Source organism: Marinobacter psychrophilus (assembly GCF_001043175.1).
GTDB classification, from domain to species: Bacteria; Pseudomonadota; Gammaproteobacteria; order Pseudomonadales; family Oleiphilaceae; genus Marinobacter; species Marinobacter psychrophilus.
In genome coordinates this window covers 949,418-973,576 of sequence record NZ_CP011494.1, presented here as the reverse complement: position 1 = coordinate 973,576, position 24,159 = coordinate 949,418, and the positions used below count along the sequence as shown (strand labels likewise).

The 24,159-nt window shown below is 54.3% G+C and carries 22 protein-coding genes and 2 tRNA genes; 12 read left to right on the top strand and 12 right to left on the bottom strand.

What is annotated here, in order from left to right; genetic code table 11:
• Positions 1-75: 75 nt before the first annotated feature.
• From ABA45_RS04390 to lipA, 7 genes are all read left to right on the top strand, one after another.
• Complete coding sequence (locus tag ABA45_RS04390; RefSeq protein WP_227506120.1) at positions 76-1,386, top strand: sensor domain-containing diguanylate cyclase; 1,311 nt, start codon at positions 76-78, stop codon at positions 1,384-1,386.
• Entirely contained in the window at positions 1,386-2,048 is a 663-nt protein-coding gene (locus ABA45_RS04385) for a class I SAM-dependent methyltransferase (protein WP_048384469.1), read from the top strand. The genes ABA45_RS04390 and ABA45_RS04385 overlap by 1 nt, the downstream gene beginning before the upstream one ends.
• Before the next feature lie 69 nt (positions 2,049-2,117).
• Positions 2,118-2,194, top strand: a tRNA-Met gene (locus ABA45_RS04380).
• Positions 2,195-2,346: 152 nt separating this feature from the next.
• Entirely contained in the window at positions 2,347-2,790 is a 444-nt protein-coding gene (locus ABA45_RS04375) for a PACE efflux transporter (protein ID WP_048384468.1), read from the top strand.
• Between the two features lie 120 nt (positions 2,791-2,910).
• Entirely contained in the window at positions 2,911-3,531 is a 621-nt protein-coding gene (locus tag ABA45_RS04370; RefSeq protein WP_048384467.1) for a trimeric intracellular cation channel family protein, read from the top strand.
• Positions 3,532-3,647: 116 nt separating this feature from the next.
• Positions 3,648-4,925, top strand: coding sequence for an O-acetylhomoserine aminocarboxypropyltransferase/cysteine synthase family protein (locus tag ABA45_RS04365; RefSeq protein ID WP_048384466.1), 1,278 nt, complete (start codon positions 3,648-3,650; stop codon positions 4,923-4,925).
• A gap of 161 nt (positions 4,926-5,086) precedes the next feature.
• Complete coding sequence (gene lipA, locus ABA45_RS04360) at positions 5,087-6,166, top strand: lipoyl synthase (protein ID WP_048384465.1); 1,080 nt, start codon at positions 5,087-5,089, stop codon at positions 6,164-6,166.
• Positions 6,167-6,211: 45 nt separating this feature from the next.
• Here lipA and ABA45_RS04355 read toward each other — a convergent pair whose 3' ends face one another.
• On the bottom strand, positions 6,212-6,637 hold the full coding sequence (locus ABA45_RS04355; RefSeq protein ID WP_227506119.1) for a Spy/CpxP family protein refolding chaperone: 426 nt from the start codon (positions 6,635-6,637) through the stop codon (positions 6,212-6,214).
• 264 nt (positions 6,638-6,901) lie between these two features.
• On the opposite strand from ABA45_RS04355, the gene ylqF reads away from it, so the two are divergent.
• The 3 genes from ylqF to fnr all read left to right on the top strand — a co-directional run bounded on the left by ylqF (position 6,902) and on the right by fnr (position 10,023).
• Positions 6,902-7,849: a ribosome biogenesis GTPase YlqF gene (gene ylqF, locus ABA45_RS04350; protein ID WP_048388673.1), complete on the top strand. Its 948-nt coding sequence runs from the start codon at positions 6,902-6,904 to the stop codon at positions 7,847-7,849.
• A gap of 123 nt (positions 7,850-7,972) precedes the next feature.
• The gene (gene fabB, locus ABA45_RS04345) at positions 7,973-9,181 is read left to right on the top strand and encodes a beta-ketoacyl-ACP synthase I (protein WP_084708272.1); all 1,209 of its coding nucleotides are present in this window, start codon (positions 7,973-7,975) and stop codon (positions 9,179-9,181) included.
• Positions 9,182-9,270: 89 nt separating this feature from the next.
• Positions 9,271-10,023, top strand: coding sequence for a fumarate/nitrate reduction transcriptional regulator Fnr (gene fnr, locus ABA45_RS04340; RefSeq protein WP_048384462.1), 753 nt, complete (start codon positions 9,271-9,273; stop codon positions 10,021-10,023).
• Between the two features lie 9 nt (positions 10,024-10,032).
• On the opposite strand, the gene ABA45_RS04335 is transcribed toward fnr, so the two are convergent.
• From ABA45_RS04335 to rnr, 9 genes are all read right to left on the bottom strand, one after another.
• Positions 10,033-10,902 (bottom strand): SDR family oxidoreductase, encoded by an 870-nt coding sequence (locus ABA45_RS04335; protein WP_048384461.1) that lies wholly within the window; start codon positions 10,900-10,902, stop codon positions 10,033-10,035.
• A gap of 34 nt (positions 10,903-10,936) precedes the next feature.
• Positions 10,937-12,016 carry an alanine racemase gene (gene alr / locus ABA45_RS04330; RefSeq protein WP_048384460.1) on the bottom strand — a complete coding sequence of 360 codons (1,080 nt, stop codon included), beginning with the start codon at positions 12,014-12,016 and terminating at the stop codon, positions 10,937-10,939.
• On the bottom strand, positions 12,016-13,422 hold the full coding sequence (dnaB, locus tag ABA45_RS04325; protein WP_014870125.1) for a replicative DNA helicase: 1,407 nt from the start codon (positions 13,420-13,422) through the stop codon (positions 12,016-12,018). Before dnaB ends, alr begins: the two co-directional genes overlap by 1 nt.
• A gap of 192 nt (positions 13,423-13,614) precedes the next feature.
• Positions 13,615-14,061, bottom strand: coding sequence for a 50S ribosomal protein L9 (gene rplI / locus ABA45_RS04320; RefSeq protein ID WP_014870124.1), 447 nt, complete (start codon positions 14,059-14,061; stop codon positions 13,615-13,617).
• Positions 14,062-14,081: 20 nt separating this feature from the next.
• Complete coding sequence (locus ABA45_RS04315; RefSeq protein ID WP_048384459.1) at positions 14,082-14,948, bottom strand: YybS family protein; 867 nt, start codon at positions 14,946-14,948, stop codon at positions 14,082-14,084.
• A gap of 25 nt (positions 14,949-14,973) precedes the next feature.
• Complete coding sequence (gene rpsR, locus ABA45_RS04310) at positions 14,974-15,204, bottom strand: 30S ribosomal protein S18 (RefSeq protein WP_007348899.1); 231 nt, start codon at positions 15,202-15,204, stop codon at positions 14,974-14,976.
• A 25-nt stretch (positions 15,205-15,229) separates the two neighbouring features.
• The gene (rpsF, locus tag ABA45_RS04305; RefSeq protein ID WP_014870122.1) at positions 15,230-15,646 is read right to left on the bottom strand and encodes a 30S ribosomal protein S6; all 417 of its coding nucleotides are present in this window, start codon (positions 15,644-15,646) and stop codon (positions 15,230-15,232) included.
• Between the two features lie 263 nt (positions 15,647-15,909).
• Positions 15,910-16,653 carry a 23S rRNA (guanosine(2251)-2'-O)-methyltransferase RlmB gene (gene rlmB / locus ABA45_RS04300; protein WP_048384458.1) on the bottom strand — a complete coding sequence of 248 codons (744 nt, stop codon included), beginning with the start codon at positions 16,651-16,653 and terminating at the stop codon, positions 15,910-15,912.
• A 107-nt stretch (positions 16,654-16,760) separates the two neighbouring features.
• Positions 16,761-19,322 carry a ribonuclease R gene (gene rnr, locus ABA45_RS04295; RefSeq protein WP_048384457.1) on the bottom strand — a complete coding sequence of 854 codons (2,562 nt, stop codon included), beginning with the start codon at positions 19,320-19,322 and terminating at the stop codon, positions 16,761-16,763.
• Between the two features lie 329 nt (positions 19,323-19,651).
• Between rnr and ABA45_RS04290 the strand changes: the two genes are divergently transcribed.
• Together ABA45_RS04290 and ABA45_RS04285 are read left to right on the top strand one after the other, a co-directional pair.
• A tRNA-Leu gene (locus ABA45_RS04290) sits at positions 19,652-19,738 on the top strand.
• Positions 19,739-20,666: 928 nt separating this feature from the next.
• Positions 20,667-21,722: an NAD(P)-dependent alcohol dehydrogenase gene (locus tag ABA45_RS04285; RefSeq protein WP_048384456.1), complete on the top strand. Its 1,056-nt coding sequence runs from the start codon at positions 20,667-20,669 to the stop codon at positions 21,720-21,722.
• 255 nt (positions 21,723-21,977) lie between these two features.
• Here ABA45_RS04285 and ABA45_RS04280 read toward each other — a convergent pair whose 3' ends face one another.
• Together ABA45_RS04280 and mpl are read right to left on the bottom strand one after the other, a co-directional pair.
• The gene (locus ABA45_RS04280) at positions 21,978-22,655 is read right to left on the bottom strand and encodes a flavin prenyltransferase UbiX (RefSeq protein ID WP_048384455.1); all 678 of its coding nucleotides are present in this window, start codon (positions 22,653-22,655) and stop codon (positions 21,978-21,980) included.
• Between the two features lie 38 nt (positions 22,656-22,693).
• Positions 22,694-24,088: a UDP-N-acetylmuramate:L-alanyl-gamma-D-glutamyl-meso-diaminopimelate ligase gene (gene mpl, locus ABA45_RS04275; RefSeq protein WP_048388671.1), complete on the bottom strand. Its 1,395-nt coding sequence runs from the start codon at positions 24,086-24,088 to the stop codon at positions 22,694-22,696.
• Between the last annotated feature and the right edge of the window lie 71 nt (positions 24,089-24,159).

The window sequence follows — 24,159 nt, the reverse complement described above, 5'->3', positions numbered from 1 at the left end:
GACATACAGCGGCCTTCTGAATAATCAGGCCAAGTGCGGTTGCAAGCAATAACGGTCACATACAACAATCAACTCATGCAAAATGTTGCCCCTGATATGAATACGATTGCTGACCACACCGATCCGAACGTCATCGCTTTTGCGCTTGAACAGTCTTACAACGCTATTTTACTAACAGACGCAAACTCTGGCGAAGCTGGGCACCGTATTGTCTTCGCCAATCAGGCCTTTCTGCGGATGACGGGCTACAACGAAGAAGAGTTACTTGGACAAAACCCGCGCCTTCTTCAGGGGCCAGCAACCAATCCTGATGTGATTGACAGGCTGCGCCATTGCCTTCACAACGGCACCCATTTTCAAGGTTCGACGATTAACTACCGCAAAGATGGCCGTCCGTACACGGTCGAGTGGAACGTTTCTCCTGTACACAATAAAGCCGGTGAGATTACGCATTTTATTTCGTTACAGCGGGACATCAGCAGCCTGATAGCCGCGCAGAATACAACTCAGCTTTTTGCCCACGTAATCAACGCTACCGATGATGGCGTGCTTATCACCGATAGCCATGGAACCATCGAATTTGTTAACAAAGCCTTCGAGACAATCACCGGGTACGGACTCACGGAGGTACTGGGTCGAAATCCGAGCATGTTCAGTTCCGGAGAACAGAATTTTGAATTCTATAAAGACATGTGGGACACCCTGAAAAAGGGGCGCTCTTACAAGGGGACTTTTGTTAACCGCAGCAAGAATAACGAGCTGATTTACTGTAACGAGACAATAACGCCGCTGACCGATGAAGCGAATAATGTCAGTCATTACGTGAGTATCTTTCGCGACCTGACGACTCGAGTATTGGAAGAACAGACGTTCCGTGAAATGGTGCGCTTTGACGGGCTAACGGGCGCCCTGACCCGAGCAGCCGGAGAGCTAGCGCTGGAAAAAGCTTACATGCAGCACCGCGGGTCCAAACTGCCTATGTCGATCGCGATGGCTGATATCGACCATTTCAAACAAGTTAACGACAATTGGGGACATGCCACCGGCGATACAGTTCTCAAAGCTGTTGCGAACACAATGATTGCCACATTAAGAGCCAACGATACCGTGATACGCTGGGGCGGTGAAGAATTTCTGCTTATATTCGGTGGCTGCGACTTAGACCAGGGACTGCCGCTGGCCGAACGTTGCCAGCTAGCCGTGCAGAACCAACATAACGAAAACGTAGGCTCCGTCACCGTGTCGATCGGTTTGGGCGAATTGCAGCCCGAGGAAGCATTAGCCGATTTGATTGAGCGCGTTGATAGAGCCCTTTATAGCGCAAAGACATCAGGCCGTAACCAGACACAAGTGTCGATCATCCAGAAAGGAGCTCTCAACCCATAATGGATAGCCTTCCCTTGCGGCTGCGTTACCAAACCATCGATGTTGGTAATACTGATATCCATCTGTGCACCCTTCGCGACAACCAACAGTTTAACGACCCCGAGGGCGCGGCCGATGCCTTGGGTATTTCCTCTGCGGCCTGGCCAATTTTTGGCGTGTTGTGGCCGTCTAGCGTAGTGCTAGCAAACCATATGCTGGTCTACCCGATTGAGGGCAAACGCATCTTGGAAATCGGCTGCGGTATAGCGCTATCAAGCCTGTTGCTCAACGGGCGCCAAGCCGACATCACGGCGACCGACTATCACCCCGAAGTTGAACACTTTCTGGTTCGCAACACTCTGTTGAATCACGGCAAAAGCATTGCGTTTGAGCGGGCAGACTGGGCCGACGACCGCAGTGAACTGGGGCTTTTTGACCTGATTATCGGCAGTGATCTGTTGTACGAAGACGAGCACGTTCAGTTACTTGCCGAGTTTATTGTCAATCACGCCAAACCCCGCTGCGACGTAATTCTGGTAGATCCGGGCCGTGGTCGAAAAACCAAAATCAGCGTGAAGCTGGCCGCGCACGGCTTCAGCAACAGCCATACAAAACCCGTGCATACCGACTACCTTGAGAAGCAGTTTAAAGGCCATATCCTCGAATTTTCTCGAAATATCTAACGCCCAACCCTTGACACTTTCGGCAGCGAAACTTACTATACGCGCCGCTTCCATCGTTGATGGCGCGCTGGCAAGGTAGCTCAGTTGGTTAGAGCACAGCACTCATAATGCTGGGGTCACTGGTTCGATTCCAGTCCTTGCTACCAGATTTCGAAGACTTACAGTTAACGCTGTAGGTCTTTTTTTTGTCCACGGGAGGTTTGCGGACATAATCGTATTTTTGCAAACATCACGAGGACGACCTCGCCCATTTGGGGACACAGCATTCGGGACGGCCCGCTGCAGCGGAGTTTTGTTGATGCGCACCACACCAGACCGTATTCGCCAAGCGGTCAGTTTTGAAGTAATTGGCCTGATCGTTGTTATCAGCTTTGGCACACGTGTACTGGGCTACTCCACGGTGGACTTCGGCTTGCTAGGCGCTGTTGGTGCCACCATCGCTACCGGGTGGAACTACATTTACAACCTGCTGTTTGATCACGCTCTGCTGAAGTACACCGGCACGCCCAAGAAATCCGTTAAGCTGAGAATTGTTCACGCTTTTGGTTTTGAGCTGGGCCTGATGGTTGCATTCCTGCCGATTGTCACCCGCATACTGAACATAAGCCTGATGGAAGCCCTAAAAATAGATCTTGGCTTTATAGCCTTTTATCTGGTGTACGCTTTTGCCTTTACCTGGGCTTACGACACCCTCTTCCCCATAAACCAGCCTTTTGACAAACCGGGGACCGAGTTCAAGTAGGGGACAGATTTAAATCTGTCCCCGCAAACTGACGGCCGAGTATGGGACAGATTTTAAATCTGTCTCTGTCGCCATGCCAGCGCTTGTATAATGGCGCGCCTCGCTGCATAGGAATTGTGTGTGCTCATCTCGATTTATCTGATTGCTATCACCGCCGAAGCTATGTCTGGGGCGCTTGCCGCTGGCCGGCGAAACATGGATATGTTTGGCGTGGCGCTGATTGCCTTTGTTACGGCTCTGGGTGGCGGTACGGTGCGAGACATGTTGCTGGGCAACTACCCGATTAACTGGACCCAGCACCCCGGCTACATCTACATCACCGTCAGCGCCGGTTTGTTTACCATGGTGATCGCCCGCTATATGCGGCGCCTGCATCAACTGTTTCTGGTTCTAGACTCCCTCGGCCTGATCGCCTTCACCATTATCGGCTGCGAGGTGGCTCTAAAGCTGGATTACGAGATCCCGGTTGTGATTATGGCAGGCCTGATTACCGGCATTTTTGGCGGCATACTGCGGGACATTCTTTGCAACCGAACGCCTCAGGTTTTGCGCCACGAGCTATACGCCAGTGTGTCGTTAGTTGTTGCCCTGCTCTATCTTTATATGCAACATAAACACGTGCACCACGACACCAGTTTGCTGGCGGCATTCAGCGTTGGCCTGGCCTTGCGCATGTCCGCTATTCGCTGGCGGTGGTCATTGCCGGTGTTCTCTTACGACCCCGCGCGCTGGGACGACTGATCGCGTATTAGCTTAGAATTTCTAATTCGAAAGGTGGTTCTTTTAACCGGTTGTGACTGTGGCATACTATCAGACTGCACATATCCATTTTCTATAACCAAAAGGAATGAGCCGTTATGAAACGGGAAACCATAGCGTTGCACGCCGGGTTCAAAAGCGACCCCACCACCAGAGCTGCAACCACGCCAATTTATCAAACCACCTCTTATACCTTTGATGACACTCAGCACGGCGCTGACCTGTTTGATCTGAAAGTGCAGGGCAATATTTATACCCGCATTATGAACCCCACCAACGCTGTGCTGGAAGAGCGCATGGCGCAGCTGGAAGGCGGCATTGGTGCGCTAGCAGTTGCTTCGGGTATGTCTGCCATTACCTATGCCCTGCAAACCATCTGTACCGTGGGCAATAACATTGTTAGCACCAGCCAGCTTTACGGCGGTACCTACAACTTGTTTGCCCACAGCCTGCCGAACCAGGGCATTACCTGCAAAATGCTCACCCACGATGACTTTGACGGCGTAGAAAAAGCCATTGATGAAAACACTCGTGCCCTGTTTTGTGAGTCCATCGGCAACCCGGCCGGCAACGTTGTGGACATTCAGCGCTGGGCTGAAATAGCCCACAAACATGGCCTGCCGCTGATAGTGGATAATACCGTTGGCACACCTTTTCTATGCCGCCCTATCGAACACGGTGCAGACATCGTGGTTCACTCGCTGACCAAATATCTGGGCGGCCACGGCACCACCGTTGCCGGCGTTGTGGTGGATTCTGGCAAATTTGACTGGAAAGCCAACGCCGACAAGTTCCCGATGCTGAACGAGCCAGATCCGTCGTATCACGGCGTGGTATACACCGAGGCCTTAGGGGCGGCAGCGTTTATTGGCCGCTGCCGCGTAATTCCACTGCGCAACACGGGCGCCGCACTGTCACCGTTTAACGCGTTCCTGATCATGCAGGGCATTGAAACCGCTGCTCTGCGGATGGAACGCCACTGCGAGAACGCCCAGAAAGTCGCTCAGTTCCTGCAGGATCACCCAGCTGTAGAATGGGTTAACTACGCCGCCCTGGCTAACAGCCCGTTCCGCGCCACCTGCGAAAAAATTTGCGGCGGCAAAGCCTCCGGTATTCTCAGCTTCGGTATTAAAGGCGGCCGAGACGCCGGCGCACGTTTCATCGATGCGCTGGACATGGTGCTACGCCTGGTCAACATTGGCGACGCCAAATCACTGGCCTGCCACCCGGCAACCACCACTCACCGCCAGCTAAACCCAGACGAGCTCAAATCTGCAGGTGTGAGTGAAGACCTGGTGCGCCTGTCGATTGGTATTGAGCACATTGACGACATAATTGCTGATGTCGCCCAGGCTCTGGACGCCGCCGTTCGCTGAGAACGCCAGCCATCTGCGCTACCGGCTTGTTTTGGTAGCGCAGATGTTGGGTGCCAATACCGTGCCCGTGTTTATCCCTACTGTTCTTGTATCTGGCGCGCCTCGGCTTTACCCTTTACGCCTAACCAAAGTCTTTTATACAGAACGAGAGCTCCGCATCCATGACCGCAAACACCAAGCCCCGTGTGGCAAGTGGCGCCAAGTTCCGCAGTGAACATGGCTTTTCTGCTATTAAGGACGGCGTTAAGCAAAGCCGCAATGTTTCCAACGAAGGCGTCAGCAACGACCCAAAACCCAAGTGGTTGCGTGCACGTATGCCCGGTGGTGAGCGCTACGAGGCAGTCAAACAGAATGTGAAAAGCCACAAGGTTGCCACCGTGTGCCAGGAATCCCACTGCCCCAATATTGGTGAGTGCTGGACCAACGGCACGGCAACGATCATGGTGATGGGTTCGGTGTGTACACGTGCGTGCAAATTCTGCGCGGTAGACACCGGCAACCCCAACGGCTGGCTAGATAAAGACGAACCCGAGAATACTGCAAAGTCGGTAGAACTGATGGGCTTACAATACATTGTGCTGACATCGGTTGACCGCGACGACCTGCCCGACGGCGGTGCCGGCCATTATGCGGCCTGTGTGTCGGCCATCAAACACCGCACGCCGGGCGTCAGAGTAGAAGCACTCACGCCGGACTTTGATGCGGTCATGCAGCACGTAGAACAGGTTGTTGACTCCGGGCTGGATGTATTCGCCCAGAACGTCGAAACCGTCCGCCGCTTGACTCACCCGGTACGCGACCCGCGAGCCGGCTATGAGAAGACTCTAAGCGTACTGAGGCATGCCAAGCAATACCGCCCGGACGTACTGACAAAAACCAGTTTAATGTTGGGCCTGGGCGAAACCGACGAAGAAATTCAACAAACCATGGATGACTTGCTGGCGGTGGGCGTGGATATTCTGACGCTGGGCCAGTATCTGCGCCCTACTCCGAACCATTTGCCGGTGATGCGCTACGTCACCCCGGAAGAATTCAACCGTTACCGGGAAATTGGCTTGGCCAAGGGCTTTATGGAAGTGCCATCAGGCCCCTTAGTGCGGTCAAGCTACCGTGCAGATCGAGTGTTTGACAAGAACAACTTGGGATTGGCGGTACCAGCAGTTCCTGCATCAATAGAAACGACATCGGCAGAATCCAAGCCAGTCAACGCCCTGCAGATACCGGTCAAATTCGTAAGCTGACCGAGCACCTGCATTGGCATCTCACCGCTGTTGGCGGGGCTGTATTTACTGGCCGCCCTGCTGCTGTTGCATTTGCTGCATTTTTTGCATTTGCATCTTCAGCTCATTGCGCTGCTCATCTGTAAAAATACTTTCTACCTTCGCTTGCATCAGGGTAGACAATGCGGCCATCTCACCGGTTACGTCACCCAGCTCTTCCGCGTGTTCGCGAATGGCATCTTCGCTGAAGTCTGCTTTTACCTCGGCTTGCAACTGCTGCTGAAGCGTTTGCGCCTGCTGGCGCAGATCTACAATTTGACCCTGCAATTCGTCAAATACGCCGCGGATCTGTTCTTGTTGCTCGTCGTTCAAACCAACCATTTGCGCCAACTGATCTATACGGTCGGGCTGGGCATTCGCCTGTTGCGCCAATGCCGGCGCCGAAAGGCTTACCACAATCAGTGCTGTCCCCAGTGCTTTTACCAATTTCATACTGCTCTCCGTTTTGAATAATTTCACACACCCTAAAGCATCACGTGGGTAAGTCGCACCCCATAATGGCTGTTTATTTCGAATAATAGCCGCCAAAGCGGCTGCCAGCCCACCATTAAGGCGATTTTCAGGCAAATATGAAAGTTTGGTCATCGACTTTCGGTATTGCGCTGGAATTGCTGCATAATGGCGGCTCTTTTTATTCACACACACTGGCCAGCGCGTTTTGAATTCAGCGCGTTTACGGGCAGCGGGAGTAGCACAATGGCGATTAACTGGTTTCCCGGGCACATGCACAAAGCCCGCAAGGAGATCAAAGAAGTCATGCCGCAGATGGACCTGATTATCGAGGTGGTGGACGCTCGCATTCCCTTTAGCAGCGAAAACCCTCTGGTGCCTGCACTGCGCGGTGATACACCGTTGATTAAAGTGCTTAACAAGCGCGACCTGGCCGACCCCGATGTGACGGGGCAGTGGCAAAGCTGGCTAGAACGGGAGCGCGGTGTAAAAACCATCACTCTGACCCACAATCAGCGGAGCGAAGCGCTGGACATTCTTAACCTGGCTGAACAGCTCACACCGAATCACGATCGCCAGAAAAGCGCGCTACGGGTTATGATTCTGGGCATCCCTAACGTCGGAAAATCTACCCTGATCAATACCCTGGCCGGACGACCTGCCGCAAAAACCGGTAACGAGCCGGCAGTCACCCGAGCTCAGCAAGCAATTAAATTGCCAAATAACATTTTGCTGTACGATACCCCCGGTTTCTTGTGGCCCAAGCTTTCACCGGCGGCCTGTGGTTATCGCCTGGCGGTTACCGGCGCTATTCGCAGCGCTGTACTGGATTTTGAAGACGTTGCGCTGTTTACCGCCGAGTATTTGCTGGCTCATTACCCGGAATTCCTGACCAGCCGCTACGGACTGGACCCGCTGCCGGTTGACGGCTTGGCCGCAATGGACGCCATTGCGGCCAAGCGCCGGTTTTTTGGGCGCGGCGGCATACCGGATTTACACAAAGTGTCGGAGGTGTTGCTGAACGAATTCCGCGCCGGCAAGCTGGGGCGCATTTCTCTGGAAACACCGCGCCTGATCCAGCACGAAACCGAAATTGCTCTGGCTGAAGCCGAAGTTCAAGCTCTACTGGATGCAGAAAAAGCAATCGCAGACGGCAAAAAGAAAGCAAAAACCCGACGTAACCGCAAACGTTAGTGTCGCATTTGAATATCCGCCTGAACCAAAGTCATATACTGTACGTTGGTTAAAAGCTTTACAATCACATCTAAAATACCGCAACACAAGCGCCTGTTCCTGGCGCCGGTTAAGGAGAGCTTTATGAGACGTGTCGTCGTCACTGGAATGGGAATTATTTCCTGCTTGGGCAATAGCCTGGACGAGGTTACTAGCAGCCTAAAAACCGGAAAATCCGGCATCCGCTTTAGTGAAACCTACAAGGAACTGGGGTTCCGCAGCCAGATTTGCGGCGCACCGGATGTCGACACCTCTGTTATTGATCGGAAAGCACGTCGTTTTATGGCTGACTCAGCCATGTACAGCTATTTGTCGATGCAGCAGGCCATTGCCCAAGCCGGTTTGACCGACGACATGGTGTCAAACGATCGCACCGGGCTAATTGCCGGCTCTGGTGGCGCATCTTGCTCAAGCCAAGGGGAAGCCGTTGATATTCTGCGCGCAAAAGGCGTAAAGCGCATTGGGCCTTATATGGTACCGCGCATTATGGCCAGCACTGTCTCTGCGTGCCTGGCAACCGCCTTCAAGATTCGCGGCGTGAACTTTTCCATATCGTCGGCCTGCGCCACCAGCGCACACTGTATTGGCCAAGCTATGGAACAAATCCAGCTGGGCAAGCAAGACATTGTCTTTGCCGGCGGCGGTGAAGAAGAAGACTGGAGCCTGACCATGATGTTTGACGCCATGGGTGCCCTGTCTACCAAATACAACGACGCACCGGAAACGGCGTCGCGGCCGTTTGATAGCAAGCGTGACGGTTTTGTGATTGCCGGTGGCGGCGGCATGCTGGTACTGGAAGAACTGGAGCACGCCCGCAAGCGCGGCGCCAACATTATTGCCGAGCTGACCGGCTACGGTGCCACTTCAGACGGTTATGACATGGTTGCGCCATCCGGTGAGGGCGCCCAGCGTTGCATGAAGCAAGCCATGGCGACCATGCATGGCAGAGTTGATTATATCAACGCCCACGGCACCAGCACCCCGGTTGGCGACGCTGCGGAGATGGGTGCTGTTCGCAACACCTTCGTTGACAAAGTACCGCCAATTTCCTCTACCAAGTCACTGTCTGGGCACTCGCTGGGCGCCGCCGGTGTACAGGAAGCTATTTACTCGTTACTGATGATGCAAAACGGCTTTATCGCCGGAACCGCAAATCTGAACGAGTTGGATGCGGCCATTGGTGACCTGCCTATTGTGGGGCCGGCGGGCCAAGAAGCCACCCTTAACGCGGTGATGTCCAACAGCTTTGGCTTTGGCGGCACCAATGCATCACTGATATTCGAGCGCCTTTAGCAAAGACCGACCCGAAACGCCATTGGCAAATGGGTTGATCCGTACTAAGCTAGAGCTGGATATAGATCAAATTTGACAGGCCATCTGCTATGAACCAAGCAATTCGACTCCATCAGGTTGCTTCACAGCTCAGGGCTACATGTAACAAGTGTAGTTTGAGCAATCTTTGCCTGCCCCTTGCACTGGAAGAGAATGAGTTGGAGCGCCTTGAAGACATTGTTCTGCAGGGCAAAATCTTCAATCGGGGCGAACATATTTTTGACCAAAGCACGCCTTTTAAATCGTGCTTTGCGGTGCGTAGCGGGTCGGTAAAAACCTCGATTATTACCGAAGGCGGAGATGAACAGGTTACCGGTTTCTTCATGCCTGGCGAGCTGATTGGGCTCGACAGCATGGCAACCGACAACTACGCCTGCACCGCCAAGGTACTTGAGCGCACCAGCGTATGCGAATTTCCAGTCGAAAAACTGGAGCAATTGACGCGTAAGTTGCCTGAGCTTCAGCACCATATGTACCACCTGATGAGCCAGGAGATACAAAACAGTCACCAGCTAGCCATGCTGCTGAGTAAGAACACCGCGGAGGAGCGTATTGCAGCTCTGTTGTTGTCGCTGTCCAGCCGCTTTCAGCGCAGACGCATGTCACCCACTAATTTCAGTCTGCCGATGGCACGCAATGATATCGCGAACTTTTTGGGCCTTGCGGTAGAAACGGTTAGTCGGGTATTCACCCGCTTCCAGAATCAGGGCATCATCAAAGCTCGCGGCCGTGAAGTCGAACTGCTAGATGTAGAAGCCCTGCAACTGGTCACCCGCGATTTTGCTCGCCAGGGTTGTCGCTAAAAAGCGCTTCTATGGGCTGGTTGGTTTGACTGAGTCTGGCCCTTTTATCAAAGTCAGTTCATCTGTCAGCCCTACACGCCATGGGACTTGCTTGATACCAAAAGTGTTACGGATTTTTGTACACACCAAACGTGTGTTCACCGGTTCCAGCTGACCCCATCCGCTCACTTCATCCACCAGATGCAAATCCTCGGGAATACCCGGCAAGCCGGCGATGGCCAAACCCAGCTCATACAAGCTGATGCCCTCAGAACCGGCGTACTGATAGGTGCCCCACACTTCAGCCCCGCAATCGAGCTGCTGGATAATAGCCCGCATCACCCGTGCCAAGTCAGTGACTGCCAAGGGTTGACCAACGCAACGGCCAGGCAACGACAAGCGGGTGCCAGCGGCTGTGCTAGCCTGAACTTTCCGTATAAAGCGCCCCAAGCTCCATCCTGTTCGCAAAATAATGTGGCGGGTTAACAAACCGCGCAGGCCCTGCTCGCACTCCCACTGCCAAGCACCTAGCTGGTTCACCGGCTGCCCGGGGTTCGAAGCAATGTAAGCTGTCTGTTTGCGGCCATCAAAAATATAGCAAGTGGACAATTGCAGCATCGCGATATTGCGATCGCGGGCAAACTCGCCGAGCGCCAAAGGCAATGACAAAGCTGAGCGCTTGACGTCATCGGGGTGTTCTTGGGCGGATTCCGGATCGGCTAGCCAAAGCGCATTGACAATCAAGTCCGTATCCGCAGGAACCCAGCTTTCCAGAGCCGCCAGATCCACGCTGGCCGTGTTACTCACCAGCAAAGGGCTGACCTGCAAAGAGGTGGCGCGCAGCTGCTCCAGCAATACTCGACCCAAGGGGCCGTAATCATGAACTACCAGAACATGCACGGGTCTTCTTTACCTCCAATCCTGTTAAGTAAAATTAGCACCAGCGCCGAGGTACCCGGGCTGTAACGCTCGTCAGCAACTCATAACCAATCGTAGCGGCGTGGCCGGCCACCTCATCCACCGGCACCGTTGCGCCCCACAGTTCTACCGGGTCGCCATTGAGGGCTGCAGGAGCCGTGCTCAGATCTACCGCCAACATGTCCATCGACACCCGGCCGATAAGCTGTATGCGCTGGCCATGGATAGCAGCAGGGGTACCCGTGCCCGCATGGCGAGGGTAACCGTCGCCGTAGCCCAAGGCGACAATGCCCATGCGTGTCGGTTTGGACGCCACCCAGTCTGCGCCGTAACCCACGCTGTCGCCGGGCTGCAACAGGCGGGTACTGATCAGCGGTGCCTGTAAAGTCATTACTGACTTCAAACCCAGCTCCGCAGCCGACGTACCGACAATGGGCGATGCGCCATACAGCATGATGCCGGGGCGGCTCCAGCCAAACAGCTTTTGGCCCGGCCTGAACAACGCCGCCGAATTGGCGACGCTACGCTGCAACTCGGGCCAAGGCGCGGTCGCCTTCTCGAAACGCTCGGTCTGCTGCTGTGTCATGGTGCTGCGTTCGTCATCGGCACAGGCAAAGTGGGTCACAAAACCAATCACCTTTGACGCCAGCTGGTGCTGCGCAAGCGTCGCCATAACCTGAGCCAGCTCCTCGGTATGAAAGCCCAGGCGGTTCATCCCGGTATTTACTTTCAGCCAGATGCGCGGAGCAGCTGGCGCTCGCACAAGCCACTGCAACTGGTCGTCGCAGTGCAGCGCCGGCTCGAAGTTGTTCTCTATGCAAGTCGCCAGATCCTGCTCGCTGTGAACCCCCTCCAGCAACGCCACAGGCTGCTGACCTACGCCAGCATTACGAATGGCAATGGCCTCTTCAATACACGCCACCGCAAATTTGGGCGCCACCGCAGCCAAGGCACGCGCAACTCCCGCAATACCGTGGCCGTAGCCATCGGCTTTAATCACCGCCATGGCACTGGACTGCCCAGAACGCTGGCAGGCCACCTGGTAGTTATGCTGCAGCGCTTTTGAGTCTATAAGCGCAAAGGAGCCCCTTGGCATCAGTAGTCGTCTCCATACTCGCTATAATTACCGTGGGCAAGATCTTCAAACTTGGTGTACTTGCCAATAAACGCCAAACGTATCGTACCAATGGGGCCGTTCCGCTGCTTGCCGATGATAATTTCAGCCACACCTTTATCTGGAGTGTCTTCGTTATAAACCTCATCACGATAGACAAACATAATGACGTCTGCATCTTGCTCGATAGCCCCGGATTCACGTAAATCCGAGTTAATAGGCCGCTTGTTGGGGCGTTGTTCCAGGCTGCGGTTGAGCTGCGACAGCGCAACAACCGGGCAACTCAGCTCTTTAGCGATGCCTTTGAGTGAACGGGAAATTTCGGAGATTTCCGCGGTGCGGCCTTCGGTGTTTCCGGGCACCCGCATCAGCTGCAGGTAATCCACCATGATCAACCCGATTTTGCCGCCATTCTCCCGCGCAATGCGCCGTGCCCGCGAGCGCAGCTCGGTTGGGCTTAGGCCGGGGGTGTCGTCAATATAAAGCGGTTTGTCCTTCAGCAGGCTCACCGCCGAGGTCAACCTGGGCCAGTCATCTTCTTCAAGCTTGCCATTACGCACCTTGGTTTGATCAATGCGCCCAAGCGATGACAGCATACGCATGGCCAAGGCGTCCGCTGGCATCTCCATGCTGAACACCAGCACGGGCAGGCCACTTGAAATTAAGGCGTTTTCGACGATGTTCATGGCGAGCGTGGTTTTACCCATGGACGGCCGTCCGGCAACAATAATCAGGTCTGAGGGCTGCATACCCGAAGTGCGCTCATCCAAATCACGAAAACCCGTGGTCAAGCCGGTGGTCTGTTCGCCAGATTCGAACAGCTCTTCAATGCGGCTCAGGGTTTGCGTAAGGATCGGATTAATGCCCTTGGGGCCAGAACCTTCTTTAACCCGCGCTTCGGCAATCTGGAACACCGTGCGTTCGGCCTCGTCCAAAATTTCACTGCTGTTACGACCTAGTGGGTTGAATGCCGAATCAGAAATTTTACCCGATGCTTCCACCAACTGGCGCAAAATAGAACGTTCGCGAACAATATCAGCGTAGGCACGGATGTTCGCTGCACCGGGGGTCTTTTCGGCCAGCTCAGCCAAATACGACAGACCACCAGCGTGTTCGATATCCCCAGCCCGCTCCAGAAATTCGGCCAGAGTAACAACGTCTAGCGGCTCGTTTTCACTGGCCAGGCGTTCCACCGCACCAAAAATCAGCCGATGGTCTTGGCGATAAAAATCCACCGCCGAAATCATCTCGGAGATTTCATCAAAGCGGCGATTGTCCAGCATTAGCCCACCCAGCACGGCCTGCTCCGCTTCCAAAGAATGCGGCGGCACTTTAATTCGACTGGTTTCTGGATCGCTGTTTGCGGACTTAAGATTCGGCTTTGCCATGAACACGTCTTCAGTTAACCACTGCTCTGGCGGACGGCTTACGAATGCTCAGTGGCAATGGGAGATGAAACAGGACTTTAGAGCATACCAGAAAGCAGCAAGCCCGAAACCGTATTGCTACCGTTCCGAGCCTGCTATGCGGCAATAAAGATCAGAGCTGATCATTATTGCCTGATGCTGAACTGCTACCAATTACTCGGCAACAACCGCCAGCTTAACGGTTATGTGAACATCACTGTGCAGCTTGAGCGCAACTTCGTACTCGCCAACAGCCCGCAGCGGGCCTTCTGGCAGCAGCACTTCGCTCTTTTCTACATCGGTACCGGAAGCGGTGATGGCATCAGCCACGTCGCGCACACCAATAGAACCAAACAACTTACCTTCATCACCCGCTTTAGAGCTGATAGTGAAAGATGCGCCTTCGAGCTTTTCGGCGCGGGCTTGAGCAACAGCCAGTTTTTCGGCTGCGGCTTTTTCAAGCTCGGCACGACGCTCTTCAAACGCGTTCAAGTTGGCTTCAGTGGCCGGAACCGCTTTGCCATAAGGCAACAGGAAGTTACGGCCGTAACCGGATTTCACGTTAACCTTGTCACCCAGGATACCCAGGTTTGCAACTTTATCGAGCAGAATAACTTCCATCTCGTTAACCTCTTCGTGCTTTATACGACCGGTCCGGGAGGATTGATTCGCCCCCGAATATTCAGCCAACTATCCACAAAAGCCAGAACTACTAACAGAATCATCAGGCTTGGGCCCAGCAACACCAACGCAATATAAAACATCACCAACCATTGGCGGTTCAGTTTCTTACGCGCTACAACACCATGAATCAGTGCCAGCCCGGCCAGGAACAGCGGAGTTCCCGCAGCCCAGGCCAGCAGCACAGTGTTCAACCCCAACGCGGGACCAGCCACCATGGTGACAGCAAACACAACCGCAAATAACGGCGACAGGCGCAGCTCGTGAAACTCTGTGCGCAAACCGCCAGGGTTGTACAGTGCTGCCTGCCAACCACGAGCCAGCAGAGTCATACCTATGGCCAAAGCCAGATAAGTACCCGCCATACTGGCGCTCATGGTTTGCCGAATCACAGATTCCAGGTTGCTACCCAGCGCCTGCGCAACCTCAGCGTTGTATTGCTCGTAAAACTGAACTCCGGTTTGCACCAGAATGTCCATCAGGCCAGGGTAAAACTGCGGTAATACCAATCCAGTCACAATCGCCAGAAAAGTACCGCCGCACAGAGCTTTGTCCCACGACGAAGTCACCCGCAACAGAGCTGTCATCAGCATCACTTCCAGCAACACGGCCAAAGCGGTAGGGTCTTGCCCAAACCAACTCCAGCCCAGTGCCGGCAGCAATGCCCAAAGGCCAACGTTCAGCCCTTGACGAATGCCAAGCCGTAATATAACCAGCCCGACAACCGCTGTGCCAACCCAGAAAAGCAGAGGTATAGCCGTCGTTAAAGCCGCTACCACGCTAGCCTGCAGGGGACCGCGCATTACAAATTGTGCCAGTGCACGCATGGTCCCAAGTCCTGTTTATCTGTTCTTAGTTATCGTGGCTGTCCGAATACGGCAGCAGGGCCAGGAAGCGGGCGCGCTTAATAGCGGTGGCCAGCTGACGCTGATAACGTGCTTTGGTGCCAGTAATGCGACTAGGCACGATTTTGCCTGTTTCAGTGACATAACCTTTCAGGGTGTCCAGATCCTTGTAATCGATCTCTTTAACACCTTCTGCCGTAAACCGGCAGAACTTGCGACGTCTGAAAAAACGAGCCATAACGTAACTCCTTAACTCCGGTTAATTACTCTTCTTCGTCTGTGTCGTCAACTTTCTGGCTTTCGTCAGATTCAGTTGTACGGCGCGGACGATCATCTCCACTTGGGCGGCGGTCTTCGCGAGACTCTGCCGATTTCATCGGAGACATATCGGTAACAGCTTCATCACGACGCAGGATCAGCTCGCGCATGATGGCATCGTTGAAGCGGAAGTTATGTGTCAGCTCGTCCATCGCGGTCTGCGAACATTGAATGTTCATCAACACGTAATGAGCTTTGTGAATCTTGTTGATCGGGTATGCCAGGTGACGACGGCCCCAATCTTCCAAGCGATCTACCTGGCCACCATCTTCAGTGATGAGGCTGGTATAACGCTCGATCATCGCGGGCACTTGCTCGCTTTGATCCGGGTGTACCATAAATACAACTTCGTAGTGACGCATGAATTCTCCCTACGGATTGAACAGCCTCTAGATTTGCGGCGGGCGTAAACGCCATCAATGCCGCACAACATAAAAGCAAGGAGGTGACAGCAGAACTGCCGCTTTTTTTGCCAGGCTCGGAACTCTTTATCGGAAAGACGTTTGCCGGCGCTAGCGAGGTAATGCATTGCCTTTGTTGAGGCAATAAAAAACCACCCCGGAAAAGGGGTGAGGTACTATAGGCGGGTGTCGCTAGGTATGCAAGGATTGATAAGCTACCGCAGCTAGCCCTTAGCAGAACGCTGGCGCAGGGCCTCATAAAGACACACACCACTGGCAACAGACACGTTCAAACTTTCAACGTCGCCCACCATCGGTATGTTGATCAATTGGTCACAATGCTCACGGGTCAACCGCCGCATACCCTTGCCTTCGGCGCCCATCACCAGCGCCAGCGGGCCTGTCAGGTCGGTCTGATGCAAGGTGACAGTGGCTTCACCCGCGGTGCCGACCAACCAAACGCCCTGCTCTTGCAAGGTGCGCAGCAGGCGTGCCAGATTGGTAACACGTACAAAAGGTACGGTTTCCGCCGCGCCGCAGGCAACCTTGCGGGCAACCGGCGTTAACGTGGCGGATTTATCTTTCGGAACAATCACCGCCTGCACGCCGACTGCATCGGCGGTGCGCATACACGCGCCCAAGTTATGGGGGTCGGTGACACCGTCCAGAATCAACAGAAACGGCGGCTTTTCAGAGTTTGCCAGCAGCGCCAGCAAGTCGTCTTCACTCCATTCCCGGCTTTCGCTGACCGACGCAACAATACCTTGATGGACACCGCCAACGCGGCTATCCAGCAGTTTGCGATGCACAATCTCCCAAGATACACCCAGGGTATCCAGCAGTTCGGTGGTGCTTTTTACCCGTTTATCCTGGCGGCCAGTTTGAATCCACACTTGTAGCAGCCGCTCGGGCTCACGCTTTAAGACGGCTTCAACGGCATGCCAGCCAAATACAAATTGCTCTGCCACTGACGGTATTTCCTGCTAAAAAATTTAGTAGATCTACCACCGCCTTGCGCGCACATTAAAGCAGGCAAGGTGGTGGTCAGCGAAAGGCTACAGGTCAGCTCGGCTCGCTAGCTCTTGGGTCTGCGCTTGCGCGGCTTGCGCAATTCGCCGCCACTGGCATCGCCGTCGCTTGCCGAGGCTTTGCCACCAGCAGCACGAGCCGCATCGGCAGCCAGTTGATCACGCGCGGAGCCGGCGGCCGGCTTGGCACGACCCGGTTTCGGGCCTGCGGATTTAGAACCGCGGCTTGCAGATGGTTTATCAGACTTGCTACCGCGCTTACTGCGCTCGCCTTTCGCTTTAACGTCTTTTTTGCCACCTTTGTCACTCTTAACTCCATCGCGACCGCCGCCGCGGTTCACTCCAAGCGCATCGCGGTCGGCCTGGCGACGCTTTGGCGTGCTCACCAGTTCCAGGTCAATTTTGCGATCTTCCATACCCACACGCATCACTTTGACACGCACTTCATCACCGAGGCGGAAGCTGATGGCCGTGCGCTCACCAATCAACCGATGCTTGGCGTGATCGTGCTGGAAGTAGTCGCCATTCAACGTCGACACGTGCACCAGGCCTTCGATATAGATGTCGGCAAGCTCTACAAAGAACCCAAAACCGACAACAGCCGCAATGACGCCGTCGTATTCCTCGCCGACGTGGTCACTAAGGAACTCGCACTTCAACCAAGCCATTACGTCGCGGGTGGCATCGTCAGCGCGGCGTTCGGCCATCGACGCATGTTCACCGAACTTCTCCATACGGGCGTAATCGTACGGATACTTCGCCAGTTCCGCGTCTACCTGGTCTGGCGCAATCACGTCTTTCGTTGGCTGATCTGCGTGAATGCAGGCTTTAATTGCCCGATGCACGATCAGATCCGGATATCGCCGAATCGGCGAAGTAAAGTGTGCGTAGCTCGAATACCCCAGGCCAAAGTGGCCGGCTTCCTCAGGGCTGTAAACTGCCTGGCTCAGGGAGCGCAACATGACAGTCTGAATCACTTGAGCATCAGGCCGCTCACCGATAGAGCCCAGCAGTTTCTGGTAATCAGCCGACGTAGGCTTGTCTCCGCCACCAAGCTGCAAGCCTAGCTCGCCCAAGAACAGCCGCAGGGAACCAAGTCGTTCTTCCGATGGGCCGTCATGCACCCGATACAGCGCCGGCATTTTGTGTTTTTTCAGGAAGCGCGCGGTAGCCACGTTGGTCGCCAGCATGCATTCTTCCACAATTTTGTGGGCGTCGTTGCGGTGCACTGGCACGATCTCTTCAATCTTGCGCTCGGCATCAAATACAATGCGGGTTTCGGTGGTTTCAAAATCAATGGCACCACGCTCTGTACGCGCTTTGCGCAGCAGTTTATACAGGCCATATAGATTGTGCAGCTCGGGCAACACGGCGGAATACTGGTTACTCAGCTCGATACCGCGAGGGGATTCGGCGTGTTCCAGAATATCGCTGACCTTGTTATAAGTCAGCCGCGCGTGGCTGTTCATTACCGCCTGATAGAAGGTGTAGCTACTGATGTTGCCGGCAGCGCTGATCGTCATATCTGCCACCATGCACAGGCGATCCACTTCCGGGTTCAATGAACACAAACCGTTGGACAGCTTTTCCGGCAGCATGGGCACTACGTGGTCTGGGAAATACACTGAGGTGCCGCGATTCAGCGCTTCGTCATCCAGCGCTGAGCCCGGGCGCACATAGTGAGACACATCGGCAATAGCAACCAGCAAGCGGTAACCACCGCGCGGCCGCGGCTCGCAATAAATGGCATCGTCGAAATCCCGCGCGTCTGCACCGTCAATGGTTACCAGCGGCAACTCGCGAATGCACACGCGGTTGCGCTTGTCAGCATCGGTGACCTGTTCGGAAATGGCCGCTGTTTGCGCACCTACCGCATCTGGCCACGAATAGGGAATGTCGTAGGCACGAATCGCCACGTCAATTTCCATACCTGGAGCCATGTGTTCACCCAGCACTTCGGTGACGCGCCCGGTGGGCTGGCTGCGCGGAGTGGGCTGGCGAATGATGTCGACCACCACGTACTGGCCATGACGTGCCGCACCGGCCATCTCATCCGGTATCAATACTTCGTGGTTGATGCGAGCGTTTTCAGGCACCACAAACATAATACCGCTTTCTTTAAAGAAACGGCCGACGGTTTGCGTGGTGCGATGCTCCAACACCTCGACAATCACGCCCTCACGGCGGCCACGATCGTCTACTTTGTCAACGCGGGCAACCACACGGTCGCCGTGAAACACCTGGCGCATCTGGCGCGCGGTCAAAAACAGGTCCGTGCCATCGCCATCAGGTGTTAAAAACCCGAAGCCATCTTTATGGCCAATCACCCGGCCGCTTACCAGGTCGGCTTCTTCAATCGGCAAAAAAGCGTTGCGGCGGTTGCAAATAAGCTGGCCGTCGCGACACATCGCAATCAGGCGGCGGCGCAGGGCTTCAATGCTCTCTTCGGACGACTGCCCCAGTTCTTCGCAAAGGGTTTCGTGTGTGGCCGGCGCGCCCCGGTCCTTCAGGTGCGCAAGAATGAACTCGCGGCTCTGAATCGGGTTGTCGTAATTCTGGGCCTCACGTTTGGCGTGGGGGTCGTTGGAGGTCTTCTTACTGGAAACCATTCGGATCCTTGTTTGCTATCTGTGCCTCAGCGGCACAACTGTATTGAGTCAATGGGCGTTAGCATAACAGTATAACGCCGGTTCGCCGAAACTGCCTGATACGCAGGCTTTATAAAGCAGGTAGAAAGCGCATCAGTATTTACACTTGGGCATATTCGTAGCCCTTTCCTTTGCGGTGTCAAAGAAGGCAAATAAACCTATCAGCCTTTTGAAAAAGTATTTGACAGTTTTTCGGCGAATCATTAAAGTACGCGCCATCGGTTGAGAGCAACATTAACTGACGGCAGAAGACTCTGGTTTTCAAACATCAGATTTCCTGCGAATCACCTGCCGAGGTGGTGAAATTGGTAGACACGCTAGCTTCAGGTGCTAGTGCTCGCAAGGGCGTGGAGGTTCAAGTCCTCTCCTCGGCACCATTCTACTAGAATGGCCTTCCTGTTTAACGAATCACACCACGATCAATAATTTAAATATACTCCTAGTATCTTAAGCAGGTGCACGGAAGATTTCTTGTGGGTTTCGAAATGTGCTCACCATGGCGCTGAAACAATAGCCCCAACGACTGGATACGTAAGCGCGTACCAGATTACCTCCGCCCCATCATCGGCCAGCGAGAGATCAAGCGTGCACCGAGAAACACCATCCCCAAAAGAAACCACAAATCTCGTCCTCATCGCCTTGGCAGAGATTGAGCAGCCCTCAGGCCTTCCTAAACTATTTGCCCTGTGCGCTTAAGTCATCAACCTCGCCCCGAGAACAGCTGGCGGCTAGCAAACGTATATTGGGAACGCACACAACTTACCGTTGGCCAATGAAAGAGGAGATACTGTCTAGCGATCCAACCAGGGCAGGCAACGTTGAAACAAATGTTGCGCAATCACGGCTTGTTCAGGCATACATGAAAGAGCAATGAGTCACGATACTCTAAAATACTGGATCCCCTAAAAAACAAAGGGTCAAGCAAGCGACAGCCAGTATCAGCGAACTTCTACGGCTACCGAAACGCGCAATCATCGAAAGGAACAGTCATGCGTCAGTTTCTCTACAGGTATGTAGATACCAGAGCCTGGAACAAAACAGGACTATCCCCCTTCAACTTTGCAATATGCGTGCTAATCATTGTCTCAGTCTTGCTGGCGGTCATTGATGGCAATTTCCGGTGACGGGACAGATTCCTGATAACATGGAATAACAACCTTACCTTGGGCCGGATCTGAGCTTTTGCTCGCTCCTCAATAACAGAGCCTAGGGAGAATCGCTGACACGTACAAGGCACGTGAACTGTTAGGATTGTTAACAATATTTTCGACATAACTTAACATTCGTTGAGGAGAAACTACAGACATGGCCAACACCAAAGCATACGCCGCACAATCTGCGCAATCAGGCGTCGCACCGTTTAGTTTCGACCGCCGAGAACCACGCCCCGACGATGTATCCATCGAAATTGATTACTGCGGTGTCTGCCACACCGATATTCACTTTGCGCATAATGACTGGGGAGTGACTGCTTACCCGGTAGTTCCGGGCCATGAGATTGTTGGCCGGGTTACCTCTGTAGGCAGCGACGTCTCGACCTACAAGGTCGGAGATGTGGTTGGCGTGGGTTGCATGGTGGACTCCTGCCGCACCTGCTCCGCCTGCGAATCCGGCCTTGAGCAGTATTGCAAAGAAGGTATGACTGGCACTTACAACGGCACAGATCGTTACGATCAATCCGTCACTTTTGGTGGCTATTCAGACAACGTGGTCGTCAGCGAACGCTTCGTGGTCAGGATACCAGAGAAGCTGGACCCTGCCGCCGCCGCACCGCTTCTTTGTGCAGGCATTACCACCTATTCCCCGCTGCGCCATTATGGTGTCAAAAAGGGTGATAAGGTGGGTGTCATCGGGATGGGAGGCCTCGGACATATGGGCGTGAAGATTGCCAAGGCGCTGGGTGCTGAAGTGACCATCTTCACCCGTTCTGAAAGCAAGGTCGCAGAGGCCAAAAAACAGGGCGCCGACCATGTGGTCATTTCCACCGATGAACAGCAGATGAAGGACGCCACTGAAACTTTTGATTTCATGCTGGATACAGTGCCTGTTCAGCACGACCTGAACCCTTACCTGAACTGCCTCAGCCATGATGGAACCCACATTTTGGTGGGCCTTCTGGAGCCAATTGACCCCGCACTGGAAGCTGGCAATCTGGTCCTTAAACGTCGGGTATTGGGCGGCTCGCTGATCGGTGGCATGCCGGAAACCCAGGAAATGCTGGATTTCTGCGCTGAACACGACATTAGCTGCGATATCGAAATGCTTGATATCAAAAATATCAACGAAGCTTACGAGCGCATAAAAAAAGGCGATGTGAAGTATCGCTTCGTGATTGACATGGCAACGTTAAAAAACGCTTGATTGAGTAGAGAAGCTGGGACAAAGCTATCTTTAGGCACCTAACCCGTCTCAAAGAAAAGCTGTCCCGGTTTTTTTTACGCTTCACAATGTGTGGAATTGGGCATCGCACTCTCGGATTAATGATTATTCAACATTGCTGGATGCAGGACAGGACTCTGCCTGGTTGATAGCGTCTACCTCGGTGCTGGCCGAGCGTAAGGTTGATTCCAGTAGCGACAGGTCTTAAAAAATCTACTAACGCAGAAAACCGCGCGCCTAACCCCCTTTCAGCTTTCGCGCTAACCTCTCTTCTCCCCAGCGAGGCATCAACTTCTGATCAACGCCTAAATGATCCAGCAAACGTGCCACCACAAAGTCCACCAAGTCGTTGATGGTTTCCGGGTTGTGATAAAACCCCGGGCTTGCCGGCATAATGACGGCGCCCATGCGGGTCAGTTTCAGCATGTTTTCCAGGTGCACTTCGGAATAGGGCGCCTCGCGCGGTACCAGTATCAACTGGCGGCGTTCTTTCAGGGCTACGTCTCCTGCTCTCTCTATCAGGTTATTGCTGGCGCCCGTGGCCAAGGCCGACAGCGTGCCAGTGCTGCAGGGGCAAATCACCAGCGGAGCTTTTTCGCCAGAACCGGACGCCGGCGGTGAAAACCAGTCTTCGCGACCAAATACCAATACCTGGCCGGGGGCTGCCTGGCTGTATTCACTCAGGCACTGTTGCATGGCCGGCGGTGTGCCAGGTAATTTCAGGTCGGTTTCGGTGGCAATCACAATCTGCGCGGCTTTGCTGATCATCACCTGAACCCGACAGCCGGAAGCCACCAAGCACTGCAGCAGGCGCAGGCCGTAAGGCGCGCCAGAAGCACCGGTAAACGCCAAGTTGATGACTCGCGGGGCATCGTCTGTTGCTGCTGCATTACTCACTGCGGGCACCTCATTCATGCACTGCTTGCTCCGATATTAAGGCGGCGTAATTTAGACTATCCGTTGATACGTTCGATTTCAGCAATCAGCCGTTGATGAATGCCGCCAAAACCGCCGTTGCTCATAATGACAATGTGGCAGGGGCTGGGTAAGTCTGCCGTTACCCGCGCAATCAAATCGTCTACTGATGCTTCTACCCGATGCAAGCTACTGTCGGCGTTGGCCTGTTGCCAGCGTTCAACCAATTTCGGCAACCAGCTCGAATCGTTCAGGTTGGCCCAGAGCACGCGATCGGCGGCTGCCGCGCTGGGCAACAGGGTGTCACTGTGTACGCCCTGTTTCATGGTATTGGAACGGGGCTCGATCAATGCCAGCACCGGCTCGTTGCCCACCTGTTTGCGCAAGCCGTCCAGGGTAGTGGCGATGGCCGTGGGGTGATGGGCGAAGTCGTCATACACCTTTACGCCATTAATGTCCGCCAGCAACTCCATGCGTCTTTTTACTCCGGAAAAACAGCACAACGCGCTAACGGCGTGGTCTGGAGTAACACCCACATCGCGTGCTGCGGCAATGGCCGACAAGGCGTTACGTACGTTGTGTAGGCCGCTGTGGGCCCACTTTACTGCAGCCACCGGCTGCTCGTGGCGCAACACCATGAAATGGCTGCCGTCGTCGCTCAACAGTTCGGCTCGCCAGTCGCTTGGACTGTCGGCTTCGCTACCAATAGACAGCGTTTGCTGCGGGGTCCAGCAGCCCAGGGCAATGGCGTTGTCCAGGTGACTATCCAGCGTCGGGCGCAGAATCAAGCCTTGGGACGGCACAGTCCGAATCAGGTGATGGAACTGGCGCTCGATAGCTTCCACGTTGTCAAAAATATCGGCGTGGTCGAATTCCAGATTATTCAAAATAAGCGTACGCGGGCGGTAGTGAACAAACTTCGAACGCTTGTCAAAAAACGCGCTGTCGTATTCATCGGCCTCAATCACAAAAAAATCACTGCTACCCAAGCGCGCAGAAACCGGCAAATCTCTGGGTACACCTCCCACCAGATAACCGGCGTCAAACCCGGCCTGCTCCAGTATCCACAGCAGCATCGCGGTGGTGGTGGTTTTGCCGTGGGTGCCGGCCACCGCCAGCACCCAACGCTGGTGTAACACTTCCCGCGCCAGCCATTCGGGGCCGGACATATAAGGAATATTGCCGTTAAGCACCTGTTCCACTTCGGCGTTGCCGCGGGACATGGCGTTGCCGATCAGCACCAGATCGGGTCGCGGTTCAAGGTTGTCAGGGTGGTAGCCTTCAATCAGCTCGACTCCCTGAGCTTGCAGTTGGGTACTCATGGGCGGGTAAACGCCTTGATCAGAGCCCGTCACCTTGTGCCCCATTTCATGGGCCAATACAGCCAGGCTACCCATAAAGGTGCCGCAAATACCCAATATATGAATGTGCATGAAACCGACCGCCTCCTGATAAAAACGCTGCCAAGCGTCCCCCATACACTGCAGCCCGTCAAGCATGCGCT

What these genes read in the sequence shown, in the direction of transcription:
- ABA45_RS04355 (WP_227506119.1), bottom strand. Translation starts at nt 6,637, where the DNA reads ATGAAATTGGTAAAAGCACTGGGGACAGCACTGATTGTGGTAAGCCTT.
- rnr (WP_048384457.1), bottom strand. Translation starts at nt 19,322, where the DNA reads ATGGTTTCCAGTAAGAAGACCTCCAACGACCCCCACGCCAAACGTGAG.
- fabB (WP_084708272.1), top strand. Translation starts at nt 7,973, where the DNA reads ATGAGACGTGTCGTCGTCACTGGAATGGGAATTATTTCCTGCTTGGGC.
- rplI (WP_014870124.1), bottom strand. Translation starts at nt 14,061, where the DNA reads ATGGAAGTTATTCTGCTCGATAAAGTTGCAAACCTGGGTATCCTGGGT.
- ABA45_RS04390 (WP_227506120.1), top strand. Translation starts at nt 76, where the DNA reads ATGCAAAATGTTGCCCCTGATATGAATACGATTGCTGACCACACCGAT.
- ABA45_RS04365 (WP_048384466.1), top strand. Translation starts at nt 3,648, where the DNA reads ATGAAACGGGAAACCATAGCGTTGCACGCCGGGTTCAAAAGCGACCCC.
- alr (WP_048384460.1), bottom strand. Translation starts at nt 12,016, where the DNA reads ATGCCAAGGGGCTCCTTTGCGCTTATAGACTCAAAAGCGCTGCAGCAT.
- dnaB (WP_014870125.1), bottom strand. Translation starts at nt 13,422, where the DNA reads ATGGCAAAGCCGAATCTTAAGTCCGCAAACAGCGATCCAGAAACCAGT.
- rpsR (WP_007348899.1), bottom strand. Translation starts at nt 15,204, where the DNA reads ATGGCTCGTTTTTTCAGACGTCGCAAGTTCTGCCGGTTTACGGCAGAA.
- ABA45_RS04375 (WP_048384468.1), top strand. Translation starts at nt 2,347, where the DNA reads ATGCGCACCACACCAGACCGTATTCGCCAAGCGGTCAGTTTTGAAGTA.
- lipA (WP_048384465.1), top strand. Translation starts at nt 5,087, where the DNA reads ATGACCGCAAACACCAAGCCCCGTGTGGCAAGTGGCGCCAAGTTCCGC.
- mpl (WP_048388671.1), bottom strand. Translation starts at nt 24,088, where the DNA reads ATGCACATTCATATATTGGGTATTTGCGGCACCTTTATGGGTAGCCTG.
- ABA45_RS04315 (WP_048384459.1), bottom strand. Translation starts at nt 14,948, where the DNA reads ATGCGTGCACTGGCACAATTTGTAATGCGCGGTCCCCTGCAGGCTAGC.
- fnr (WP_048384462.1), top strand. Translation starts at nt 9,271, where the DNA reads ATGAACCAAGCAATTCGACTCCATCAGGTTGCTTCACAGCTCAGGGCT.
- ABA45_RS04285 (WP_048384456.1), top strand. Translation starts at nt 20,667, where the DNA reads ATGGCCAACACCAAAGCATACGCCGCACAATCTGCGCAATCAGGCGTC.
- rpsF (WP_014870122.1), bottom strand. Translation starts at nt 15,646, where the DNA reads ATGCGTCACTACGAAGTTGTATTTATGGTACACCCGGATCAAAGCGAG.
- ABA45_RS04385 (WP_048384469.1), top strand. Translation starts at nt 1,386, where the DNA reads ATGGATAGCCTTCCCTTGCGGCTGCGTTACCAAACCATCGATGTTGGT.
- ABA45_RS04280 (WP_048384455.1), bottom strand. Translation starts at nt 22,655, where the DNA reads ATGAATGAGGTGCCCGCAGTGAGTAATGCAGCAGCAACAGACGATGCC.
- ylqF (WP_048388673.1), top strand. Translation starts at nt 6,902, where the DNA reads ATGGCGATTAACTGGTTTCCCGGGCACATGCACAAAGCCCGCAAGGAG.